This window comes from Weizmannia sp. CD-2023 (assembly GCF_036225245.1).
GTDB lineage: Bacteria > Bacillota > Bacilli > Bacillales > Bacillaceae_C > Weizmannia > Weizmannia faecalis.
Genome location: NZ_JARTJQ010000078.1, coordinates 22360 through 44653, shown reverse-complemented (window position 1 = coordinate 44653; position 22294 = coordinate 22360). Strand labels below are relative to the sequence as shown.

Genomic DNA, 22294 nt, shown 5'->3' with positions numbered 1-22294 from the left:
CCTCCTTTAATGCTGTAAGTTTCGGTTATAAATCAAGTGCAACCCTTTTAAAGTCAAAAATTGGTCGACGATATCAATGCTTTTTGATTCTTTTGCAATGAGGGGTGCATGCCCGCCTGTTGCAATGACGACCGGGTCTTTTTTACTTTTTGCTTTCATCCGGGACACGATACCTTCAACCTGTCCGACATAGCCGAAAACAATGCCTGCCTGCATGGCACTAACGGTGTTCCGGCCAATAATATCATCCGGGCTCGCGATTTCTATCCGGGGCAGTTTGGCTGCTCTCGAGTACAGGGCTTCCGCTGAGATGCTGATGCCCGGCGCAATCGCCCCCCCCATATACTGCTTTTCCTCGTTAATATAACAATAAGTAGTCGCTGTCCCGAAGTCGACAATAATTAACGGACTGCCGTATTCGTGGATGCCGGCGACCGCATTGACAATCCGGTCCGCCCCCACCTCACGCGGATTATCGTATTTGATGTCGAGCCCTGTTTTCACCCCTGGGCCGACGATAAGCGGCGAAACGTGGAAATATTTGCTGCACATCCGCTCCAGTGCGTACATAATTGGAGGCACCACAGAAGAAATAATAATGCCAGTAATATCGTTAAAGTGAATGCCGACATGGCGGAACAAGGCTTTCATAGACATGCCGTATTCATCTTCCGTTTTATCCCGGACGGTTTGAATGCGCCAATGATATTTTAGTTCATCTTTATCGTATACACCTAATACAATGTTTGTATTCCCCACATCGATCACCAATAACATTATGCTCACCACTTTGTTTTTCTGTTAGTTTTTATGCAACCATCATACCATAATCTCCGTGATTTAGAGAATGCTTTCATTTGGTTCCCTAGCCATAAAAAAGCACCGCCTTTTTTTTCAGACGGTGCTTTTTTAAATGATTTGCAACCTATCAAAGTTGATCATCATCTGCCGGTCTTGATGGTCCCAGTTTCCCCGGCCGTTTTTCATCTGGCATCCCGGTATCCGAATTATTTCCGGCACCCGGATCCACTTCTTTGATGCCGCCCTGCTTCGACTGCAGGTTCACGCGCGGCTCGGTTCCACCGATTTCAGCCGGATCCTGGGATTTCGCAGGCTGTTCAGGCAACGTGCCATGTTCAAACAGATGCTTGATTTGTTTTGCATCCAATGTTTCCACTTCAAGCAGCGTTTTTGCGATCAGTTCCAGCTTATCGCGGTGTTCAAGCAAGATCTGCCGTGCCCGTTCATAACAGGTTTTAATGATATTTTGAATCTCTGTATCAATTTCGTAGGCAATTTTATCGGAATAATTTTGGTCATTGTTAATATCTCTGCCCAAAAATACCTGGCCTTGCGAAGACCCGAACTGGAGAGGGCCAAGCTTATCGCTCATCCCAAATTCAGTTACCATCCTTCTCGCAATGCCGGTTGCGCGTTCAAAGTCGTTGGATGCGCCCGTTGACACTTCACCGAACGTAATTTCTTCGGATACACGGCCGCCGAGAAGCCCCGTAATCTTATCGAGCAATTCTGGTTTTGTCATGAAATAACGGTCTTCTTTCGGTACCATCATCGCGTACCCGCCGGCCTGTCCGCGCGGCACAATGGTCACTTTCTGGACAATTTCCGCTTCATCGAGCACAAGCCCGATAACGGTATGCCCGGATTCATGGAAGGCCACAATATTGCGTTCTTTTTCCGAAATGACCCGGCTCTTTTTCGCCGGTCCGGCAATGACGCGGTCTGTCGCTTCATCAATATCCTGCATGTCAATTTTTTTCTTGGAAGCCCTTGCCGCAATCAACGCTGCTTCATTAAGCAGGTTTTCCAGATCGGCTCCGGAAAAACCTGGTGTCCGTTGGGCAATCGCTTTTAAATCGACGGACGGGTCAAGCGGCTTATTGCGCGCATGGACACGCAGCACAGCTTCACGCCCGTGGACATCCGGTCGGTCAACCGTAATCTGACGGTCAAAGCGTCCCGGCCGCAGAAGCGCAGGATCAAGAATATCCGGGCGGTTTGTTGCCGCAATAATAATGATTCCTTCATTGGCGCTAAATCCGTCCATTTCAACGAGCAGCTGGTTCAACGTCTGTTCACGTTCATCATGGCCGCCGCCGAGCCCTGCACCACGCTGGCGCCCGACTGCGTCAATTTCATCAATAAAGATAATACAAGGCGCGTTCTTTTTCGCGTTTTCAAATAAATCACGAACCCGGCTTGCACCGACACCGACAAACATTTCGACAAAATCAGAACCGCTGATGGAGAAGAAAGGAACGCCTGCTTCACCTGCAACTGCCCTTGCCAGCAATGTTTTACCGGTTCCCGGAGGCCCGACAAGCAGTACGCCTTTCGGGATACGGGCACCCAGTTCGGAAAACTTGCGTGGATCTTTTAAGAATTCGACGACTTCGACAAGTTCCTGTTTCTCTTCATCCGCGCCGGCAACGTCACGGAAACGGACTTTCTTTTTGTCGTCATTGTAAAGCCTTGCTTTGCTCTTCCCGAAATTCATGACACGGCCGCCCCCGCCCTGTGCCTGGTTCATCAGGAAGAAGAACAGAATGAAAATAATCACAAACGGAATAATGGATGTCAGGAAAGAAACCCATCCATTCGTTTCTTTTGCCTGGAGGACATCGACTTTCACTTTTTGATCGTGCGCCGCTTTATCGATCCGGTTCAGCATGGCCTGGTCATCCATAACATACGTAATAAACTGTTTATTGCCGTCTTTCAGCAGGCCCCGGATCTCATAAACGCCCCTTGAAGGCTGCGTTGTTATACTCTTTACACTGCCATTATCCAAATAAGAAACAAATTGATCATAGGATATCGTTTCCGTCGTTTCGCTGCTGCGGTTAAAAAAACTTACGATCCCGATCAGGACGACAAATAATAATACGTAGAAAATTGTATTTCTGAAGATCCGATTCATTCCTTACCTCCTCCCACGGTCTTAAAAAACTATATTCAATAGTACTATAGTGGTTTTTAATTTAACAATATTTTGCACCCGTTTTTCATCTTTTTTTCACAGACCGTTTGCTTTTCCATACATATAGCCTGAATTTCACAATGATAGTCCTCTTTTTTCGGAATTCTTACTCCCCCTCATGGGTATAAACAGCTGGCTTCAGGATGCCGATATACGGAAGGTTGCGGTATTTTTCCGCATAGTCAAGGCCGTATCCGACAACGAATTCATCCGGGACAATGAATCCGACATAGTCAGCCTGGATGTCCGCTTTCCGACCCGATGGTTTGTCGAGCAATGTGACGATTTTAATGGATTTTGCTTTCCGGTAGCGGAACAATTCAACCAGGTAACTGAGCGTCATCCCGCTGTCAATAATGTCTTCGATAATCAGGACATCGCGCCCTTCCACCGAGGTATCCAAGTCTTTTAAGATTTTGACTTCTCCGGATGAAACAGTAGAATTCCCGTAGCTCGATACGTCCATAAAATCCATTTCCAAATATGTATCCATATGCTTGACAAGATCGGCCATAAACATCATGGCGCCTTTTAATACCCCGATCGCAAGCGGAAATCTGCCATCATACTCTTTCGTCAGCTGCTCCCCCAATTCCTTTACTTTTCGCTGGACTTCCTCTTCTGTAATGAGGATTTTTTCAATATCCTGATTCATCTTGCGATTGCCCCCTAGAAGTTGTTTGCTTACAATAGTGCACGACATAGTAGGTTTCATCAGGTAAAATAAGCCCGGATTCAAACTTTGCTTTTTTCAGATTCGGAAGCCACAGGATGTTCCCTTTTGAATCGGTTACAACCGGCCACAAATCCCGCTCCGGCTTTGAAATTTTCTCATCAATAAATATATCTTTTACCTTTTTTGAACCATTTAGTCCTTTTGCTTCAATTCTGTCCCCCGGTTTCCTTGTACGGACAATAAGGGGGAGAGAAGTGTCGTTTATGTGTAATAATAGCATATTCTTTGGCAGGGATGAATATGAAATTTTGCTTTTTACAAGCTTTATCGTATACCCGTTCGGCAGATCAATCTTCATCCCTTCATCCAAGACATATTGATATGCAGAACGGGCGGGGCGGCGCCCAAAAGAAAAGGCCATGCGCCCGTAGTCCCTTACAGCCTTTAAGCCGCCGGGGAGATCGGCGCTCCCGGACGGATTGGAGCCTGAAGCCAGTTTTAAAACGGCATCTGTATGTATCGCTGTGACGTCTTTTATGTCTTCATTGTAAAGATATTTTAATATTAGATGAATCGCCCGCCTTTGTAAAGGCATAGGCATCCCTTTGAACTTCCGGAGATCGAGCGTGCAAGTTCCGGACCCTGTTTCCGCCATCTGCTTTAATTTTTCCTGCGCCAGCCCGTAAAGATAGATTTCATCTTCCAAAAGCTCTTCGCTGAATCTTTGAAAATGCAAATGGGCCCGCGGGTTTTCTTTCTTTAGAAAAGGCAGGACGGACGCACGAAACCGGTTTCTTGCAAAGTCGGGGGATGCGTTGCTTTCATCGGTGCGTGGTTCGAGATGATAATGGGCGCAGTAATCTATGATTTCTTTTTTGGCCGTGCCCAATAGCGGACGGATGATTTCTCCCTTTGCAAACGGCCGGCGAAACGGAATGCCTGCCCTTCCCTTTCCGCCTGCGCCCCTTGTAAGCCGCATCAGTACCGTTTCCATCTGGTCATCGCCGTGGTGGCCTAATACAACTTTATTGGCGCCGGTTTTCTCCATTGCTTCAGCGAGAAAAGCATACCGGTATTTTCTCGCTGCTTCTTCAATGCCAAGGCCTTCTTCCTTCGCTTTTTCCAGCACCGGGATTTCTGCCGCTTCACAACCGATACGGTGAGATTCGCAAAAGCTTTTGACAAACAAAAGGTCTTTACAGGACGCTTCCCCCCTTAGCATATGGTTAACATGAGCGGCTGTTATCTTTACACGGAAGCGCTCCCTTCGCGAAGTGAGAAAGTGGAGGAGCGCAAGTGAATCCGGCCCGCCGGAAACCGCTACGAGCAAATGGTCTCCCGCCTCAATCAGCCTGTGTTTCCTGATAAAATGGAATACATTGTCCTCAAATGCGAGCATAAAACCTGTCCTTTTCGGTACCGTTTTGTTATTTCCATTGTAACATGGGCGTTTCCAAATTTCTAAACATATTCTGCTTTAAAGAATTTGTGCCGGTGTATTTATCCTGAATATTCATTTCCATCCTTTTGCTTGCATGGACGTTTGCGTAAAATTTGCGCTATAAAAAGGAACTTCAGTTTTTCCATCAAGCCCGACCATCGATTTCTACGAGAACTACTTTTTGCGGCAGGCAACAGAGCGGCAATATTTTGTTCATTTTATATAGCATTTTCATCATAAGGCAAACGGCCGGAAATTTATGCTTTCTTTATAAAAAGGCGCCCGTCCTGAAAAAAGCATAGACTTGCCATCCTTGCCAGTGCTGCGCTCGTTGTCGCTGCGCACTTATTTTCGGCCATGCTGTAATCCCGGATTAGGAGGCCGCCGCATTTTTCCGGCATAAATTTGTGGATATTTAAAAAGGGATGCTGATTTGTCCGTAAGTATAATACCAGTATAACACAGAGATCATCAAGATGATCATCATGGCAGCCATGAACTTTTTAAATTTTCTAAACCTCCGTCTTTTTGCCCGCGACTGTCCGAGTTTTGATTTTTCCGGCCTGTGCGTTGTTTTGGCTTTCTTCTTTTCTCTATGCGAAGTCAGCAGCATAAGCATGTCCTGCCTCATCTCAAAAGCTGTCCGATATCCTCCCCCCAGCGCTTTCCGCAGCACCGCCTCAAATTTGCACAGCCCGGCATGTTGCCTGACCGCCGCCATCAGTTGTGGGAAACCATTTGCCTGTTTTTTTAAAAACCGGTTCGGATAGGCAAGATTGATCATTACCATTGCAACGGAAAACAAATCATAGGAAGGCTCGGCTTTCCGCGATCCCAACCCCCAGTAACCTCTGTCGAAAAACTCCGTAAATTCTTTTACTGAACGTCCGATCTTTGTCATCCCGCCCGGATCAATGCAGCGGATCCTGTTTCCAGGGGTTCCAACCAGCAAGTTTTCGGGCTTCAAATCTCCGAAAATCCAGCCCTGTTCATGCAAATGTTGTAAATCGGAAAGAAGCTGGATCACAAGCACTGCCGCCCAGGAAAAACCTTTCCCGGTGACAAAGGAAAGCAGATCCGGGCCGTCTATATATTCCATGACATAAAAAGGAATGATCTCCCGCCCGCGCTCCCAGTCATCCGCTTCCAAAAAGGAAGGCCCGAGGGACTGCCCCCGGGCCTTGGATATGGTTTTTAGTACGCTGGACTCGGATGCCACCTGGGCAGTGCTCACACCGACTTTTAATGCAACCGGACCGGCCGCCGATTCCGCCAGATAAACAGCGCCATTTGCACCGGCCCCGAGGCGCTTTAGCAATCTGTACCGGTTTTTATGCCATTTCCCCGTCACAACCGTACCCGGCGGATCATTAAATGGATTCTTCAAAGTATTGTCCGTCATCATGCGTATGATATCCCCTCAGCTTCCTTTTCCGGTCAAAATGGCGGATCGCCTCATGAATGGCCGGCCCTGTCGGCGTAATCCCGCCTGTCTGCAGTTTCGGAAATATGGCCACGAGCGATTCCAGTTTCGGTGTCCAGTCAAGCAGTTTCTCCGTTTCTTTCCTTTTCCCAGGAAATATAAAAACTGAAAATTGGTTATTCCCCATTCGCGCATTCAGGCTTAAAGACAAATCAAGCAAAGCTTCTTTTACAGTCTCGAGCTTCGGTTTCATACTTGCGCTTGTATCGACGAGCACGAGAATGTCCAAATCCACTGTTTCCCCCAGTTCATCTACCACCTCCAACACATCGCCGCGTTTTTCAGGCGGCAGTGCTTCAATGGATCCGTTACTTCCCAAAATATGTTTTAATTCCTTGTTCACGATTCCCTGAATCGTCTGGGTCATCGCTTTCCGAGTGACCATTTGCACGGTTTGCGATAATTGTTTCGTATAGACGATCTGGCTGACGCCACCCCCCGACATGGCGATATTTTGAATTTCCGCTGCCCCTTTTTCATCAATGATATCCCGTTCCATGACGCCAATTACATTAATGGTGATGCCTGCTTCTCTTGCCAATGCCGCAGCTGCAGCCGGATCACCCCCCTGGTTTGAACATCCGTCCGTAATCAGCAAAATCTGTTTTAAAGTGCCTGCATTCATTTTTTCTCCTCCTTGTCATTGACGGCATTTCTTCGTTTTTACCATCATCGACAATCGGGAGAAAATATATACCGTTGCCTTCCGCTTCTTCTATATGGCACGGACATTTAAGAGATCATTTTTTTCCCTTTGCTAACGGGGATGGCCGCCCATTTCGGCGTGTTGTGTTTGATTTTTGCAACGACGACCGTCATATCATCTTCAATTAAACCGGATCGCGAGCGGATCACTTCTTCTATGAGCAGGTCGGCAATTTCCTGGGGATTTTCCGTTTCCAGCTCCCGGATTTTCCGCTTGATCCATAATTCCGGGTTTTCAATGTAACGCGGGCCTTCCAAAATCCCGTCACTCATCATGATTAAAATATCACCGGCTTTCAGCTGCCGGGAAACGACATCCACATCAAATTCCTGGATCATGCCCATCGGCAAGTTCCCAGATTCAATTTTGATCACTTTATCGCCGCGTTTAATAAAGCTCGGCGTTGATCCAATTTTTAAAAATTTGCTGCTTGCATCCTGCAGGTCGATCATCGCCAGATCAAGCGTGGAAAACACTTCTTCCTGCGTCCTTAGCGCCAGAATGGAGTTCACCGATTTGATGGCAATCTTTTCTTCTATGCCCGATTCTAAAATCTGCCGCAAGAGCCTGAGCGTCTCATTGCTTTCATGATGGGCACGCTCGCCGTTTCCCATGCCGTCGCTGATAGCAATGGCGTACTTTCTTGAGCCAAGCTCGATCATCGAATAACTGTCACCGGATATAAAACCGCCTCCTTTTGCGGCATGCGCCACACCGGTGTCGACGACAAATGCCCTGGCCGAACGGAATGTCACATAGCCAAGCCCGCCCGACTGCGAACTGAACTCTTCTTTCTGGACAACAATCGTTTCTCCTAATATATCGGAAAGCATCGGCGCGATGATCTTTTCGCATTCGCCGTAGCCACTGTACTGCGGCAAGGTGATATCAATGTCAATATTGCCCGACTCTAGGCTGTAAATTTCGACCTGGTCAATATCGAGCCCGAAATCCTGTAATGACTCGAGGATCATTTCTTCCTGCCGCTGGTGGTTCTCGCGCTCCCGCTGAATTTCCTTTGCAAAATCTCCCATGACTTCCGAAACGCCCTGCAGCTGTTCTGCGACAATTTTCCGGCTTTCTTTGATCATTTTTTTGAATTTTTGATTGGCCTGGTAAAATGTCAATTCCTGGTTGATCGCATCTTCCACTTTTTGGGCCCTGACACAATGTTTCTCCAATTCGCGATGAGCACGCCTCGAAACCGCGCCGTCCCTTTCACTCAGGTCCTCCATCGTCATTTTCATCAAATCATACGTCTTATCAAAGTTTTTCGCCCAGCACTGCTCTTTTTTGAAGCAGGTCTGGCATGTCCGTTCCGTGACATTGCTGAAAAAATAATCCAGATCCCGCTCACGGTCCTCCTCTTCTTTCGTATGGTCATACTGCGAAAAGCTTTTGGAAAGCGCCTGGAAAACGGACGAGAACTGCTCCACGCGGTGAACCGTCACATCGCGCACTTTCCTTAAATACTGCTGCTGCTCCTTCATATATTCGGCTGTCCCCGGGATATGCCGCGCCATTTTTGCCGTAAACGGGGACGGCGTTAAAAAGAAAAGGGCAATGCTCACGCATGTTTCATACAGCGCGGCGCTTAAAGACGCCCCGGACTCGCCGTACATCGTAATCAGCAGGGTCGCAACAAGCATCCCGGCAGCCGCCCCCCCGCGCTTCCCTTCCTTTAACAATCCGCACAGGAGCCCTGCGAACGCAAGCAGGCTCATTTGATAAAAGCTGGACACGTTGGCAAGGCTGAAAATGAGACCGGTCACAACCCCGACAGTGGAACCGACCGTCGCGCCGCCGACAAACGCAAACAGGAGGACAAGATAGCGCGAAAAAATATGCTCAACGGACAACCCGTTCACCGTCCAGCCGATTGTCCCGGTCAAAACGGACGCGAGCACAATGATGAGACTGACGACTTCCTCCGTTTTTAATGTTTTTTTTCGTCTTGTTTGTGATAAGATTGGAATGCTTTGCATAAATATCATGGTAAGGATAAAGGTTAAGCACGATTCCACACCCGCCATCAGGCCGTCATAAAAAGAGAGCTGGAACTGCTGCTGAAGATAAAGGTAAGCGCATTTTGAAACAAGCGAGACAGCAAAGATGTAAAAGGGCAGCACCCGGGTTTCCTCTTTATGGTATTTGCCGAACAATCTGAATACAAGAATAAAGAGGATGGTCGAAGCCAGCGTGTACATCCCGTTCGCAACAGATAATGTTAATCCGCCCGCAGTGAGCCCGAGCAGCGTGATGGGCGCCTTATCCCGCTTCATCACGTAGACAGCTGCGAAAAACGGCAATGCAAACGGCGTAAAGTGCGACAAGATAAGGGCCCTTCCCAATAAAAAGCCAATGATCAAAAGACTGATCCCTTTTTGGATAAACAAAGATTCAAATTTCCCCCGGAGCTGCTTCCATCCTTTTGCAAACTCTTTTTTTGTTTCCTCAAGATCCACATGGCCCCCCTGTTCCATCATCCCGCGCTCAACTTTCCCCAAATTCATCATAAACTCCCCCTCATCACTTTGTTACAAGCAATTATAAAAGGACAAGTTTTAAAAGTTTGTCAAAATTCCAATGCAGTCCAAAAGAAAAGTTCGACTTTTTCCACAAATATGCGATGTATTTTACAATTTTTTTCAAAAAGAGAAGTTGACAAATGGGGGCAGTGCCGTTATTATAGAAAATGTGCTTTTTCATTTAAGCCATGGCGGCGTAGCTCAGCTGGCTAGAGCGTACGGTTCATACCCGTGAGGTCGGGGGTTCGATCCCCTCCGCCGCTATATCTGTTTTGAAAAAAAACCGGCCCGTTCAAGGCCGGTTTTTTTCGTGTGATTCGGCGATTTTTGTCCGAAACAGCAAAAAGAAAAAGCGGATCCGACAAACATTTCTGTTTGAACCGGTTCCGCCCTCCAATTTAAAGCAAATGATACGGATATATGAGTCAACTAGACAGCAAGTTAGCCTCTTCTCGCGCCGCGGCCGCCGCGTTTTGATTCTGTATTTCGTTTGAGCGAAGACAGGCGATCTTCACTGTCTTTCAAAAAGCGCGCCATTTTGGATTCAAAATCTTCTTTTCCGCGGTTATTTCCCCGACCATGCCTTTGCGGCCGATGGGAATGGGACTGGGATTGGGATTGCTGCGCCTGGTCTTTCGCCTTGCGGATCGACAAACCGATTTTCCCGTCTTTTTCGACATTCAGCACCTTTACTTCAACGATATCGCCGACTTTTAAATGGTCATGAATGTCTTTTACATAGTTATCAGCAACTTCACTGATATGAACCAGCCCGGTTGAGCCGTCCGGCAATTCGACGAAAGCCCCGAAATGCGTGATGCCTGTTACTTTACCTTGTAACTTGCTGCCTGCTTCAATTGACATAAAAAAATTTTTCCTCCTTAAAAGATAAAAAATCAACCTTTAACATATTATAACGAACATGAAAAAAGAGTGTCAATAAGACACGTCTTCTTCTTGAGTATTCTTTTTGGAATCAGGCAAATTAAAAATGATCTCCCCTTTTTTGGAAAGGAAATATTCGCTACGGGCGAGTTTTGCAATATAGTCATCATCTTTCAGTTTCTTAATCTCGCTTCTGAGCATCGCCTGCTGCTTGTCAATGTCCCTTACTTGATGCACTAGCTTTGCTTTTTGTTCTTTTTTTGCCGCGAGCTGTGCGTTCCGTGAGACCAGGGTGGAGACGAGCAGTGCGGAAACAAGCACTGCCATAACACCGAAAAGCGCCAATCGCCGGAAAAGCAGCTTACGCCTTCTCGCCAGTACTTTTTCTTTGACCGATTGCTGTTTTATATAAGCATTGTCCATTGAAGCAATATTGCGTCCCAACATACTCCCTCCTAAAAAGCCCTAGGCAGAGCGGAAAGTATAGCCACCGGGCTTATCTTTAAAAAAACCTGCCGATCCGGTTTTTCAGTTTGATAAACTTATTCTGGATTGTTTTCCATAATCCTGCCGTTTTCTTAAAAAAACGTTCAAAAGAGGCGCGCAGCGGATTGATGCGCCATAAAAAAACACCCAGTACGGAAAACGGTTTAAGCCCAGTCTTTAATATCCATATTACCATTTTTGCCATCATTTTTACAATCGTATAAAGCAATCGCCCCGCGCCGAGAAAAAGGGCAAACAAAAGAAGGACAAATCCTTTGGCCGGGCGGAAAACAAGAAGCCGGAACATGCCGGCTGTAAACCGGCCGATGCGGCGTGCTGCCTGGATGCACCATTCCAACAGCTTCAAGTATCCGTTTTTGAATAATGCCTGGTAAGCGGCAAACCCGCACAGGAGGGCAATAAAAATATAAAACCGGACTTCCCCGGCGTTTACCAGGAACAGGACATAAAATAGCAGCAGGCTCTGGCACAGCCAAAAAAGAACATCATGGACAAAGACAACCCAGCGCTTTCTTTTCCGCCTTTGCAAAAAACGGTTATACGTATCAAGGGTGCCGCCGAAAAAGCTTCCCATCGCGATCATGGCAAGCATCGTATAAAATTGCACGCTCAGGCTCATCTAAACAGCTTGCTAAAGAGTCCCTTAGCTTTCTCCCCGTGATGGTCATCCAAATAAACAAGATCAAACACTTTTCCTTTTATCGAGACGACCCCTTTGTCAACATCCAGGTTTTTCATTTGCAAATTCTGCCCGCGAATGGCGAGAAAGCCCATCACCGTTTCCAGCAAAAACTCCTCATTGTCAAAGCTTTCCACCTGCTTCACGCCGGTAATATCCAGCAGCTTGCGGCCGCGCATTATCACATCGTGTTCCTGGAGAACCGGTTTGCTTGCTTGCGGTGTATTATAAAAGTCACTCATCCTGATCCCCACTTTCCTTGTCCAAACTTTGTACTATACTATGCCCGTCCGGACAAAAAAAGACCAAAAGGGAACAGCACACGAAACTAAAGCACGGCCATACGAAATTCGCACGGACCTCCGGAAACGCCTTCCCGTAAAGCTTCTATTCTAGAACTTTTCGGGTGTGTGATCCTCTCCCGCACATCCCCAGGGCGCACATTCTGCAAAAAAATAAAAAAGGCGTCCATAGCCGGTTCATAGCTTCGGACACCCTGAAACATTTTTATTCATTGACCCGCGTTTCACTGATCATCGTGTACATGCCAGCGGCGTCTTCTTTTTTTGTCGACTCCCTTAAATTCTCCACTTTCACCTTGACCACTTTCTGGCCGAAACGGATGGTCAGTTCATCCCCTGTCTTCACGTTTGAACTGGCTTTTGCCTGGACGCCATTGATCTCGATTCTGCCCTGGTCGGCAACTTCTTTTGCAAGCGTACGCCGTTTGATCAGCCGTGAGACTTTTAAAAATTTATCGAGACGCATTGTCGTGTTTTCCATATCCATCCCTCACTCCCGTTTTTCCTGTTTTTCGGCAGCTTTTATCCGCTCCCAGTTTTGCGCGACTTCTTCAGCGCTTTCGGCTTTCACATTGCCGAACACATGCGGATGGCGCCGGATCATTTTTGAAGCAAGCCCTTCTATCACATCTTCCATCGTAAACATGCCTTCCTCTTCGCCAATTTGCGCATGCAGCAAAACCTGGAGCAGCACATCGCCAAGCTCTTCAACGAGATTGTCCTCATCTTCATTGTCAATCGCGGCAAGCACTTCCTCGCACTCTTCAAGCAAATATTTTTTCAGCGAGAGATGGGTTTGTGCCCGATTCCATGGACAACCATCCGGCGCACGCAAAGCCGCGATGATTTGCCGCAGCTCGGCGAAATCCCGCAAATCCTGCTCTTTAAGCGGCGGAACGTAGACGCTCGTTAAATTATCGAGCTCAAATCCACGGTCCAGTTCATACAGCTTCAGCCATTTAACAGCTTCATCCGTACTGCCGGCAGCGCGGACGATGGCCACCTGGTGTTCATCCGGATATTTTTCCATGAGGGCCAGCTTGACTTCAGAAGCCGTCAACGTATCATACACCTGCCCGACTACCAAATGCTGGTTCGTCCGGATGTCGTGCGATTTTAAAGCAGTGCCGTTCATGAGCTGGAAGCCCTCAATCGGATCCACCCTGACAGAAGCGAACAACGCATCGATAAAACTATGCCCGCCTGCGATTTTGATTTCCATCTGTTTAGCCGCGCTTTGTTCGAGCAGAAGCTGGACTGTCCGTTCCGCCACAAACGGATGGCCAGGTACGGCATAAAGAATATCCTCCTGTTCCGCTTCCCGGAAAAGGATCTCCACAATTTCTTCGTATACCGCTTCAAATTGATCGTGGCGCTCGTATACGTCATCAAAAGCCGTATACTTCATCCCTTCCCGTTCAAGTTCCGACACGGTCGGATGTTCTTTTGTCCGCAGAAAAATTTTCCGGTTTGCTTTCAGCTGTCTGTATACACCGAGCGGAAGCTGGCCCATATCCCCGGCCCCGAGACCGGCAACAGTGATGCTATGTTTTTTGTTTTCCAATCCAATTCTTTCCTTTCAGGCCGGCTAATTTTGTTCCAAAAGGCACAAGCCCCCATTCTTCATCCGTCAGCAAACGCAGCCGGGCGGCACAAAATAGAAAAACAGCCGCACCGATCGCCGTCCCCCCCAAAGCAGCCGGGACGCTTGCTGCCCTGCCCGAAAGCCCGTAGGCAAACAGGCGGAGCCAAAGCTGCAAACAAGCGGACATGGCAAAAAGGGAGAGAGCGAGCTTGCCGAAAAATAGAGCCGGCAGCATTTTAACATATGCTTTACCCAATTTTATCATCAATATAAGCGAAATAAACCCTAAAGCGGCGACGGTGGCAGCGGAAGCGCCCATCGTCCCGAAACGGGGAACCCACACCTCGTTTAACCCATATTTCAACAAGACGCCTGCTGTAATGGCAACTGCAGGGGTGTACACCTTGCCCATTCCCTGCAGGATGCCTGAAAAGGTTAAAATCCAGGTGCTGAATAAGATGGAAACCGAAAAAACAGACAGCACAGCTGTTCCCGCGCTGCTTTCAAACAACATCGTATTGGCAAACGGCATGATCCCAATCAGTCCAACTGCAGCGCCCGCGCCGATCGCCGTGCTGATTTTTAAAGCAGCCTGTACCTGTTTTTCAAGGCTTTTTCGCCTGCCCTTCTTATATTCAAGTGCAATTACCGGGACAAGGTTCAGGGCAAAGGAGGACGCTGCCACTGTTCCAAGCTGCAAAAACGGCTGTCCGCGGTCGTAGATGCCTTTCAGTTTTTTTGCCGCTTCCGCCCCCCAGCCGGCGTCTTTTAACAACGCGTAAAGATGGAGGGAATCGACAAATTGGAACAAAACGAGGACAAGGCCGCTGATACAGACCGCAATCCCGCTGCAAAACAGGGAGCGGGCCGCCTGCTTTACGTCGTTCCATTCAAGGAGCTGGGCTGCCTTTTCCTGTCTGCCGCCCTTTACCAGATAAAATACAAGCACTGCCGCAGACACCGCACCTCCCAGCACGGAACCGAACACGGCCCCTTGTCCGGCTGCATAAAGCGAAAAACCGCCGCGGACCAGCCAAAAGGAAAGAAGAAGAATGGCCGCAACCCGGACCGTCTGTTCGAGTACCTGGCTGAGCGCAGTCGGCACCATCCTTCCCTGTCCCTGATAAACACCCCTGATCGCGGAAATCAACGGCATCAGCAAAAAGGAACAGGAAACCGTCCGGATAAGCGGAGAAAGACGGGGATCCCCCATCCATGCCGCCAGCTTCCCTGCAGTGAAAAAAACGGCAAGAAACAATCCGGCACCGAATAAACCGAGGATGAGGAACACCGCGTTTAAAAATGTGCGGTGGCTGTTTTCGCCCGCTGCTTCCCGTTCCGCCACCATTTTGGAAACGGCAACCGGAAAACCGGAAGAGGAGAGTGCCATCACAATCCCGTAAATCGGATATACTTGCTGATAAATATAAAAACCGACATCGCCGACAATATTTTGGAACGGCACGCGGTAAACTGCACTGAGGATTTTTGTAATGACGGATGACAAGGTTAAAATCAGAATGCCTTGAAAAAGCTTTTTTGACTCATGATCCTGCTGCACGTCTTTTCTGCCTTTCACACGGCCGCCACACCGTACGTAGAATAAAATCGAATGTATTATACCATAAAAAGGGATACAAGACGCGCCTTACAGACAACCTGCAAAAAAACAGATCAAAAAACGCAGACCCTTTGCCTGCGTTTTTTTGGCGTACGTGAAAATAAATGATGACAAAAGAGTCGTGGAAAAAACGGGAGAAAAGCCTTATTGTTCCATCTGGCGGGCCAGGAATCCGGCAGCCGTTTCCGCCGATTTCTGTTCCACTTCCCCGAGCGTGCGGTCTTTAGAAAAAATGGCGACAGCACCGATCGGATCGCCGCTTGCGACAATTGGAGCAATCGTATAAGAAGCCAGTTCCTCCTCCACACCGTCCACCAGCGCCGTTTTTCCTTTTTCTTTTGATAAAACCGGCATTCTGTCCTCCATGACTTTTTCGATCACTTCACCGTTTCTTTTATTTAAATATTCTTTTTTTGAACCGCCGCTGACTGCAATCACGGCATCCCGGTCACAGATCAGGACAGGGCTCGTTAAACTGTCATACAGCGCTTCGGCATACTCCTTGGCAAAATCACTTAATTCACTGATCGGCGAATATTTTTTCAAAATGACTTCCCCGTCGCGGTCCACAAAAATTTCAAGCGGGTCCCCTTCACGGATACGAAGCGTCCTTCGTATCTCTTTCGGGATGACAACTCTGCCTAAATCATCAATACGACGAACAATACCAGTTGCTTTCATTTAAAGTTGCCCTCACTTTCATCAGATGATTTTTTTCCATCCTCAGATGGCTCTTGAATCCTTTACCTGCGTTGACATTAGTATCTTTCATCTGGCAAGTTCTATACATCATGAACGTTTTTTGTACAATTGCTATCGATTGGATTGATTTCCAATTCTTCTCTATCTTTTTCCCAAAAATTTTCCCTGGCAAACCTAAAGAACCGTAAAAAGCACGGAACAAAAGAAACCATTGTTCCGTGCTTTTACAAACGGGCCTTTACCAAAAAACCGCCAGCCCTTTAGTTTTTTGCTTGCATCTTACCGGGAAGCGCTCGTCGTTTCGGCCCTTAGAAAGGCGCCCCGCAGTTCCCGGATCATTTCCGTGCAGGTGTAAAGCCACTCATGGCCCTTGCTTTTTTTAATATCCAGCGTAATTTTCAGCTGATTGCCTTCCATGCCGAATCCGGCTGAACGCCCGTATTGTCTCACAATGTCCACGACTTTCGGGCCGTTTACCTGTTTCGAGCCTTTTTCGGACATTAAAATCGTGATCAGTTGTTTGTTTTGTTTAATCGATGAAAGCATTGCTTCTTTGGCGTATACTTTCATTTCCGCAATCGTAAACAGGTCGCTTACCTGCTGCGGATAATCGCCGAAACGGTCAATCATCTCTACTTTTAATTCTTCGATATCTTCAAGCGTCTCGATGCCCCTGAAACGTTTATACATTTCAATTTTCTGGTATCCGTCTTTTATATAGGCATCCGGAATATACGCATCAATTTCGAGTTCGACTTCAAATGGCGGCAGTTTTTCCTCTTCGCCGTCTGCCCCTTTCCGCGCTTCGATCGCTTCCTTCAACATTTGCGAATACAAATCGAAACCGACTGAATCGATGAACCCGTGCTGTTGTGCGCCCAGCAAGTTGCCGGCGCCGCGGATGGACAAATCGCGCATCGCAATTTTAAAGCCGGATCCGAGTTCCGTGAATTCTTTAATCGCCTGCAGCCTTTTTTCCGACGCTTCCGCCAGCACTTTGTCTTTTCTGTACGTAAAATAAGCATATGCCACCCGGTTGGACCGCCCGACACGCCCGCGCAGCTGGTATAACTGCGACAGTCCCATCCGGTCCGCATCATTGACGATCAAGGTGTTGACATTCGGGATGTCCACGCCCGTCTCAATAATTGTCGTCGTCACAAGCACATCGTATTCGCCTTCAAGAAAACCAAAAATGACCGATTCGAGCTGAGATTCTGTCATCCGGCCGTGGGCATACGCCACGCGCGCATCGGGAACAAGCCGTGCAATTTCTTCCGCCTTCCGCTCAATATCTTCAATCCGGTTATACAAAAAGTAAACCTGCCCGTCCCGTGCCAGTTCACGTTCGATCGCTTCCCGCACCATCTGGTCATTATACTCCAGCACGTAAGTTTGTACCGGGAAACGGTTCTCAGGCGGCGTTTCAATTACAGATAAATCGCGTACGCCGACCATGGACATATGCAGCGTCCTTGGGATTGGTGTTGCGGTCAAGGTCAGCACATCGACATTCGTCTTTAATTTCTTGATTTTTTCCTTATGGCTGACACCGAACCGCTGCTCCTCGTCAATGATCAAAAGGCCCAGATCATGGAACTGGATATCTTTTGAAAGCAGCCGGTGCGTCCCGATCACCATATCAATTGTCCCGTTGCGCAAGCCTTTTATTGTTTCATTCTGCTCTTTACGCGTCCGGAAACGGCTCAACAGCCCGACTTTTATCGGATAGCCATGGAACCTTTCCGTGACCGTTTCAAAATGCTGCTGGGCAAGGATGGTGGTCGGTACAAGCATGGCCACTTGCTTGCCGTCCATCATTGCTTTAAAAGCGGCGCGGATCGCCACTTCTGTCTTGCCGTAGCCGACATCCCCGCACAACAGACGGTCCATCGGCTTCTCTTTTTCCATGTCCCGCTTGATTTCCTGGATCGACCGGAGCTGGTCTTCCGTTTCTTTATATGGAAAAGCCGCCTCGAATTCACGCTGCATATCCCCATCCGGAGAAAAGGCAAACCCTTTTGATGCTTCCCTCTCCGCATACAATTTGACAAGGTCGTCCGCGATATCCTGGATGGATGACTGGACTTTCCGTTTGACCCGTTTCCATTCGCTGCCGCCCAGCTTATAAAGTTTCGGCTCTTTTCCTTCCGAACCGACGTATTTTTGGACAAGGTCGATCTGGTCAACCGGCACATACAGCTTATCCGAACCTTGGTACTTAATATGGAGATAGTCTTTATGGACGCCGTTGATTTCAAGCGTCACAATCCCTAAATATTTCCCGATCCCGTGGTTGACATGAACCACATAGTCCCCAACATTCAGCTCGGAATAGTTTTTAATCCGCTCAGCATTGGACAACTTTTGCCGGCGCGTTTTTTTCTTCGCCTTTTTATTAAAAAGTTCTTCTTCCGTAATAACGGCAAGCTTGCACATTGGCAGCTCAAAACCGGTGTTCAGGTTCCCTTCCGCCACCTGGATATGCCCCGGGATAAGATCTTCCGCCACGTAAGCAGCTTCAATCTCATAATCTTCCAGCACACTTTGGATTTTTTCAGCCCGGTTTTTGTCCGCACCAAGGAAAACTACCGTAAAACGGCCTTTCTTCCAACGTTCGATTTCCGCTTTCAGCACATGCATCTGCCCGTGGAACGACTGCATCGGCTTGCAAGCGATATTCACAATGTTTTGCGGATTTGTATTTTGAATATGACGCAAAAACAGTGACAAATAGATTTTCTTCCATTTTTTTCCGGACTGCAGTGTATCTAAGGCGTGGGAAACGGCCAAATCATAAATCATTTTGCCTTCTTCCACCATCGCCGTATACCACTCAGCTTCTTCTTTATCGAGGCGCTCCTGCATTTCCTGAATCCGGCCGAACTCATCCAAAAATAAAATGCCGGCTGTTTCCACATAGTCTAAGAGACTGGCAGGCTGGTCATATAGAATCGATAAATATTTAAAGATTTGATCGGGTTTTTCCCCGTTTTTCAGCTTTTCAATGTCAAAACTAATATTTTGGGCAAGCAGTTGTTTTACCTGATCATCTTTAATTTTTGCAAGTGTTTTGCTGAGCCCTTCTTTTACCGTTTCAGCCGCTTTCATAAGCGAAAGACGGTCTGCCGGATATTCCGTCGCCGGTCCGATGGAGACAGCAGAAAGTTTATCCCGGGAACGCTGGTCGTCAGCGGAAAACGTCCGGATGGAGTCTACTTCCGTATCAAATAATTCGATCCGGACGGGGTCTTCTTCTGTCAGCGGGTATATATCAAGAATCCCGCCGCGCACACTAAAATCTCCCGGTGAATCGACCATATCCGACCGGGTGTAACCCATTTCCACAAGCATTCCCAATACGTGATCAAGCTCAATTTCTTTTCCTGTTTCGACGTGCAGCTGGTACTTTTCCCAAACCGTTTTCGGCGGCAAAATTTTCCGCAATCCGGCCATCGGGACAACGATCAGGCAATTTTTCCCCGATAGCAACGCATTCAGCACCTCTATCCGCTGGGCCATCAGCTCGGGGCTTGCCACACCCAATTCGGCCGCAATCAGTTCATTTGCGGGATACAGAAATAAGGCGCTTTCATCCACAAATTGCAGGAGATCATCATACAACTTTTGCGCCTGTAATAGATTATAAGTTAACACAATGGCCGGCTGTTCCGTTTTTTGATAGACCGAAGCAATAAAAGCGCTACGGGCGGAACCGGACAACCCGGAAACAAGCTGCTCTTTCAGGCCGGCCGTTGTACCGCTTATGACCGATTCTGCTTCCTTGTGTTCAAGGATCATTTTTTGTATTCCGTCCAAAAAGGGCCAACTCCTCTCTTGATCCGATTTCCCTTTCTCTACTATTCACACTGTTTTGTAAAATTTAAACAGGAAGGGGCTGCAGAAAGCATAAATGTTCCTGCAGCAAAACAGAAAAATGCTTTGGACTCCTTCCAAAGCGGATTATTGGATTAAATAGCCGTATTGATGAAATGCGGGTTCGCGTTCAAATGAATCCTGGCATTCTTCGCAAATTGACTGGATGCGGACGCTCCCGTCTTCTTGAGGAAGTACCATTTCCTGCCGCTCCTCATCCGTCAAAAAGAAAAGTCCCATCCGGTCTGCTTCGATGTCCGTGATGGTGCCAATTTTTGTGCCGCAGTGCCGGCAATAGTAATGAACGGCCATCTTCCGGCCCCCTTTTTCATATCGTCCTTATATAGTATGGGCGCAACGGGAAGGGGTTATTCGTTTTTTTATAAAAACGGAAGAAATGGCCGCGGAATTTCGCGCAGATTCCCCATATTCCGCATCGATACGACTCAAGACTCAATTATAAAGGTTCATCACGACCGGGAACGGTTTTTTCAACCAGGCTTCGCAAGCATCGGCGCTTTTTTCAACCGCCAGCTGCATTTTCTCCCGGTCCTCTTTTGAAAAACGGCCGAGCACATAATCCGGCATATAGGCATCTCTGTCCGGCCGCCCGATACCGATGCGAATCCGGTTAAATTCCTGGGTTCCAAGATGGTGGATGATGGATTTGATTCCGTTATGGCCGCCGGCGCTTCCTTTTTGCCGCAGGCGGATTTTGCCGGGCGGAAGATCAAGGTCATCGTAGACGACGAGTAAATTTTCGGTGCCAAGGCGGTAATAATCCATGACTGCTTTGACCGACTCACCGGATAAATTCATATAGGTCATCGGTTTTAAAAGCAGCACTTTCCCGCCGTTTACAGTTGTTTCTGCACACAGCCCTTTGAATTTCGACTGTTTAAAAGGGGCCTGCAGCCGTTCTGCCAGCAGATTGACCACTTCAAAACCGATATTATGCCTTGTATGTTCATATTGGGCTCCCGGATTTCCAAGCCCGACAATACATTTCATATTCACACCCCGATTGATTCATTCCTTGCTGAAATGAAATAAGCTGTTGAGGAAAACCGTCTGTAGCGTTTTTAAGGGACAGCAAGACCAGGCATCATGTATACCGTGATGCCTTTTTAGCAAACAGGCAGTTCGTTTCGGGCAAAAATAAGCGCACCCGTTTTCTTCGTGCCGGTTTCTCTATACGTAAAAACCCTATTTTAATTATCCACGAAGACAGATAAAAGTGCAAGCAGGCCGGACTACGGGCATATGACAAGTTTTTCCCGGAATGACGGGAACAATGCAAGACATGATCTTCCATGCCCTTGAAAATAAAGGAACGGAACAAGTGGCGCATTTTTGTGCCCCAATCATTTCCCCCGGCAAGCTTGCGCTGTGCTAAGGGAATGGCAAACTTTTTTAAAAATTCACTCATAATAGGCCGGGTGCATTGCTTTCTTAGCAAAGGATTTGGCATAACGGCAAAAAAAGGCGTATCCTCATACGCCTTTTTTCATAAACCCGGATGTTATGCTTCGCTTGTTTCCCGTCCTTCAAGATTTTCAGGCGTCCCTGACTCCTGCTGTTCGCCAGTGCTGATTTCTTCTTCCTGACGAGGCGGCAGAACGGAGCAAATCGTTTCCGTATCTTCATGATTGATGGTAAATCCATACTGTCCGCGGATGTCCGCAACCGTAATGTTTTCATTCACTTGCAAATTGGAAACATCCACCGTAATGGCATCAGGAATTTCATCCGGTTTTGCCGTAATCGACAATTCATGCAGTGCCTGCTGCAGTACGCCACCGTCTTTTACGCCGGCACTTTCTTCCGTAAGGACGACGCGCACAGTAGCATCGACATCTTCCGACATATTTACGGCAAGAAAATCGACATGAATGATTTTATTTTTCAAAGGATCGGTTTGTACTTCATGGACCATTACATTCCGCTGTGTCCCGTTCACATTCAAGGAAAGCACCGCATTTCTTCCGTTTTCACGCAATAATTTTTCAAACTCGGTGTCATTGACATAAACCGGTGTATTTTCCGTCTGATAGCCGTAAACAACGCCCGGTATGTAGCCGTTTCTTCTTAACCGGCGGCTGGAAGAATGGTGTTTATCCTCTCTTTTTTTTGCTTCAAGTACCTCTGCCATAAATGTTGACCTCCTAATGTTTAAGCAAACATCAAATATATCTTTACCCTGTCATTATCCATTATAAACCTATTTTGAAAAAATAGCTTAAAATTACCGCTATAACGCAGGCTTTTCCCGATTTGCAGGATTGCGTGCTCTTCTTGTGAA

19 protein-coding genes and 1 tRNA gene are annotated in these 22294 nt (G+C 47.6%); 1 reads left to right on the top strand and 19 read right to left on the bottom strand.

What is annotated here, in order from left to right; translation table 11 throughout:
* Positions 1-6 precede the first annotated feature (6 nt).
* The 7 genes from P9687_RS11825 to spoIIE all read right to left on the bottom strand — a co-directional run bounded on the left by P9687_RS11825 (position 7) and on the right by spoIIE (position 9820).
* Positions 7-777, bottom strand: coding sequence for a type III pantothenate kinase (locus P9687_RS11825; protein ID WP_017550860.1), 771 nt, complete (start codon positions 775-777; stop codon positions 7-9).
* A 151-nt stretch (positions 778-928) separates the two neighbouring features.
* Positions 929-2941 (bottom strand): ATP-dependent zinc metalloprotease FtsH, encoded by a 2013-nt coding sequence (ftsH, locus tag P9687_RS11820; protein ID WP_014096552.1) that lies wholly within the window; start codon positions 2939-2941, stop codon positions 929-931.
* 166 nt (positions 2942-3107) lie between these two features.
* Complete coding sequence (hpt, locus tag P9687_RS11815) at positions 3108-3656, bottom strand: hypoxanthine phosphoribosyltransferase (RefSeq protein WP_014096553.1); 549 nt, start codon at positions 3654-3656, stop codon at positions 3108-3110.
* A complete protein-coding gene (gene tilS, locus P9687_RS11810; RefSeq protein ID WP_014096554.1) occupies positions 3640-5076 on the bottom strand; it encodes a tRNA lysidine(34) synthetase TilS in 1437 nt (478 codons plus the stop codon). Before tilS ends, hpt begins: the two co-directional genes overlap by 17 nt.
* A gap of 457 nt (positions 5077-5533) precedes the next feature.
* Complete coding sequence (locus P9687_RS11805) at positions 5534-6523, bottom strand: serine/threonine protein kinase (protein WP_014096555.1); 990 nt, start codon at positions 6521-6523, stop codon at positions 5534-5536.
* Entirely contained in the window at positions 6489-7226 is a 738-nt protein-coding gene (locus P9687_RS11800) for a VWA domain-containing protein (protein WP_014096556.1), read from the bottom strand. Before P9687_RS11800 ends, P9687_RS11805 begins: the two co-directional genes overlap by 35 nt.
* A gap of 107 nt (positions 7227-7333) precedes the next feature.
* Positions 7334-9820, bottom strand: a complete 2487-nt coding sequence (gene spoIIE, locus P9687_RS11795; protein WP_014096557.1) for a stage II sporulation protein E — start codon at positions 9818-9820, stop codon at positions 7334-7336.
* A 205-nt stretch (positions 9821-10025) separates the two neighbouring features.
* Here spoIIE and P9687_RS11790 point away from each other — a divergent pair.
* Positions 10026-10099: transfer RNA gene (locus tag P9687_RS11790), tRNA-Met, on the top strand.
* A 177-nt stretch (positions 10100-10276) separates the two neighbouring features.
* Here P9687_RS11790 and P9687_RS11785 read toward each other — a convergent pair.
* From P9687_RS11785 to P9687_RS11730, 12 genes are all read right to left on the bottom strand, one after another.
* Positions 10277-10699, bottom strand: coding sequence for a S1 domain-containing RNA-binding protein (locus P9687_RS11785; RefSeq protein WP_014096558.1), 423 nt, complete (start codon positions 10697-10699; stop codon positions 10277-10279).
* 72 nt (positions 10700-10771) lie between these two features.
* Entirely contained in the window at positions 10772-11167 is a 396-nt protein-coding gene (locus tag P9687_RS11780) for an FtsB family cell division protein (RefSeq protein WP_026684009.1), read from the bottom strand.
* 55 nt (positions 11168-11222) lie between these two features.
* Positions 11223-11846 carry a spore cortex biosynthesis protein YabQ gene (gene yabQ, locus P9687_RS11775; protein ID WP_168985802.1) on the bottom strand — a complete coding sequence of 208 codons (624 nt, stop codon included), beginning with the start codon at positions 11844-11846 and terminating at the stop codon, positions 11223-11225.
* A complete protein-coding gene (gene yabP / locus P9687_RS11770) occupies positions 11843-12148 on the bottom strand; it encodes a sporulation protein YabP (RefSeq protein WP_014096561.1) in 306 nt (101 codons plus the stop codon). Before yabP ends, yabQ begins: the two co-directional genes overlap by 4 nt.
* 265 nt (positions 12149-12413) lie before the next feature.
* The gene (locus tag P9687_RS11765; protein ID WP_282098237.1) at positions 12414-12674 is read right to left on the bottom strand and encodes an RNA-binding S4 domain-containing protein; all 261 of its coding nucleotides are present in this window, start codon (positions 12672-12674) and stop codon (positions 12414-12416) included.
* A 24-nt stretch (positions 12675-12698) separates the two neighbouring features.
* Positions 12699-13772 (bottom strand): MazG family protein, encoded by a 1074-nt coding sequence (locus P9687_RS11760; protein WP_168985801.1) that lies wholly within the window; start codon positions 13770-13772, stop codon positions 12699-12701.
* Positions 13753-15372, bottom strand: coding sequence for a putative polysaccharide biosynthesis protein (locus P9687_RS11755; protein ID WP_014096564.1), 1620 nt, complete (start codon positions 15370-15372; stop codon positions 13753-13755). The genes P9687_RS11760 and P9687_RS11755 overlap by 20 nt, the downstream gene beginning before the upstream one ends.
* A 186-nt stretch (positions 15373-15558) precedes the next feature.
* Positions 15559-16095, bottom strand: coding sequence for a stage V sporulation protein T (spoVT, locus tag P9687_RS11750; RefSeq protein ID WP_014096565.1), 537 nt, complete (start codon positions 16093-16095; stop codon positions 15559-15561).
* Positions 16096-16395: 300 nt separating this feature from the next.
* Positions 16396-19935 carry a transcription-repair coupling factor gene (mfd, locus tag P9687_RS11745; protein WP_061565046.1) on the bottom strand — a complete coding sequence of 1180 codons (3540 nt, stop codon included), beginning with the start codon at positions 19933-19935 and terminating at the stop codon, positions 16396-16398.
* A 144-nt stretch (positions 19936-20079) separates the two neighbouring features.
* Entirely contained in the window at positions 20080-20304 is a 225-nt protein-coding gene (locus P9687_RS11740; RefSeq protein WP_014096567.1) for an anti-sigma-F factor Fin family protein, read from the bottom strand.
* Positions 20305-20445: 141 nt separating this feature from the next.
* Positions 20446-21003 (bottom strand): aminoacyl-tRNA hydrolase, encoded by a 558-nt coding sequence (gene pth / locus P9687_RS11735; RefSeq protein WP_017550869.1) that lies wholly within the window; start codon positions 21001-21003, stop codon positions 20446-20448.
* A 511-nt stretch (positions 21004-21514) separates the two neighbouring features.
* Positions 21515-22144, bottom strand: a complete 630-nt coding sequence (locus P9687_RS11730) for a 50S ribosomal protein L25/general stress protein Ctc (RefSeq protein ID WP_017550871.1) — start codon at positions 22142-22144, stop codon at positions 21515-21517.
* Positions 22145-22294 lie beyond the last annotated feature (150 nt).

Excerpts from the sequence above, each read along its gene's own strand:
- P9687_RS11825 (WP_017550860.1), bottom strand. The coding sequence starts at position 777 with ATGTTATTGGTGATCGATGTGGGGAATACAAACATTGTATTAGGTGTA.
- ftsH (WP_014096552.1), bottom strand. The coding sequence starts at position 2,941 with ATGAATCGGATCTTCAGAAATACAATTTTCTACGTATTATTATTTGTC.
- hpt (WP_014096553.1), bottom strand. The coding sequence starts at position 3,656 with ATGAATCAGGATATTGAAAAAATCCTCATTACAGAAGAGGAAGTCCAG.
- tilS (WP_014096554.1), bottom strand. The coding sequence starts at position 5,076 with ATGCTCGCATTTGAGGACAATGTATTCCATTTTATCAGGAAACACAGG.
- P9687_RS11805 (WP_014096555.1), bottom strand. The coding sequence starts at position 6,523 with ATGATGACGGACAATACTTTGAAGAATCCATTTAATGATCCGCCGGGT.
- P9687_RS11800 (WP_014096556.1), bottom strand. The coding sequence starts at position 7,226 with ATGAATGCAGGCACTTTAAAACAGATTTTGCTGATTACGGACGGATGT.
- spoIIE (WP_014096557.1), bottom strand. The coding sequence starts at position 9,820 with ATGAATTTGGGGAAAGTTGAGCGCGGGATGATGGAACAGGGGGGCCAT.
- P9687_RS11785 (WP_014096558.1), bottom strand. The coding sequence starts at position 10,699 with ATGTCAATTGAAGCAGGCAGCAAGTTACAAGGTAAAGTAACAGGCATC.
- P9687_RS11780 (WP_026684009.1), bottom strand. The coding sequence starts at position 11,167 with ATGTTGGGACGCAATATTGCTTCAATGGACAATGCTTATATAAAACAG.
- yabQ (WP_168985802.1), bottom strand. The coding sequence starts at position 11,846 with ATGAGCCTGAGCGTGCAATTTTATACGATGCTTGCCATGATCGCGATG.
- yabP (WP_014096561.1), bottom strand. The coding sequence starts at position 12,148 with ATGAGTGACTTTTATAATACACCGCAAGCAAGCAAACCGGTTCTCCAG.
- P9687_RS11765 (WP_282098237.1), bottom strand. The coding sequence starts at position 12,674 with ATGCGTCTCGATAAATTTTTAAAAGTCTCACGGCTGATCAAACGGCGT.
- spoVT (WP_014096565.1), bottom strand. The coding sequence starts at position 16,095 with ATGAAAGCAACTGGTATTGTTCGTCGTATTGATGATTTAGGCAGAGTT.
- P9687_RS11740 (WP_014096567.1), bottom strand. The coding sequence starts at position 20,304 with ATGGCCGTTCATTACTATTGCCGGCACTGCGGCACAAAAATTGGCACC.
- pth (WP_017550869.1), bottom strand. The coding sequence starts at position 21,003 with ATGAAATGTATTGTCGGGCTTGGAAATCCGGGAGCCCAATATGAACAT.
- P9687_RS11730 (WP_017550871.1), bottom strand. The coding sequence starts at position 22,144 with ATGGCAGAGGTACTTGAAGCAAAAAAAAGAGAGGATAAACACCATTCT.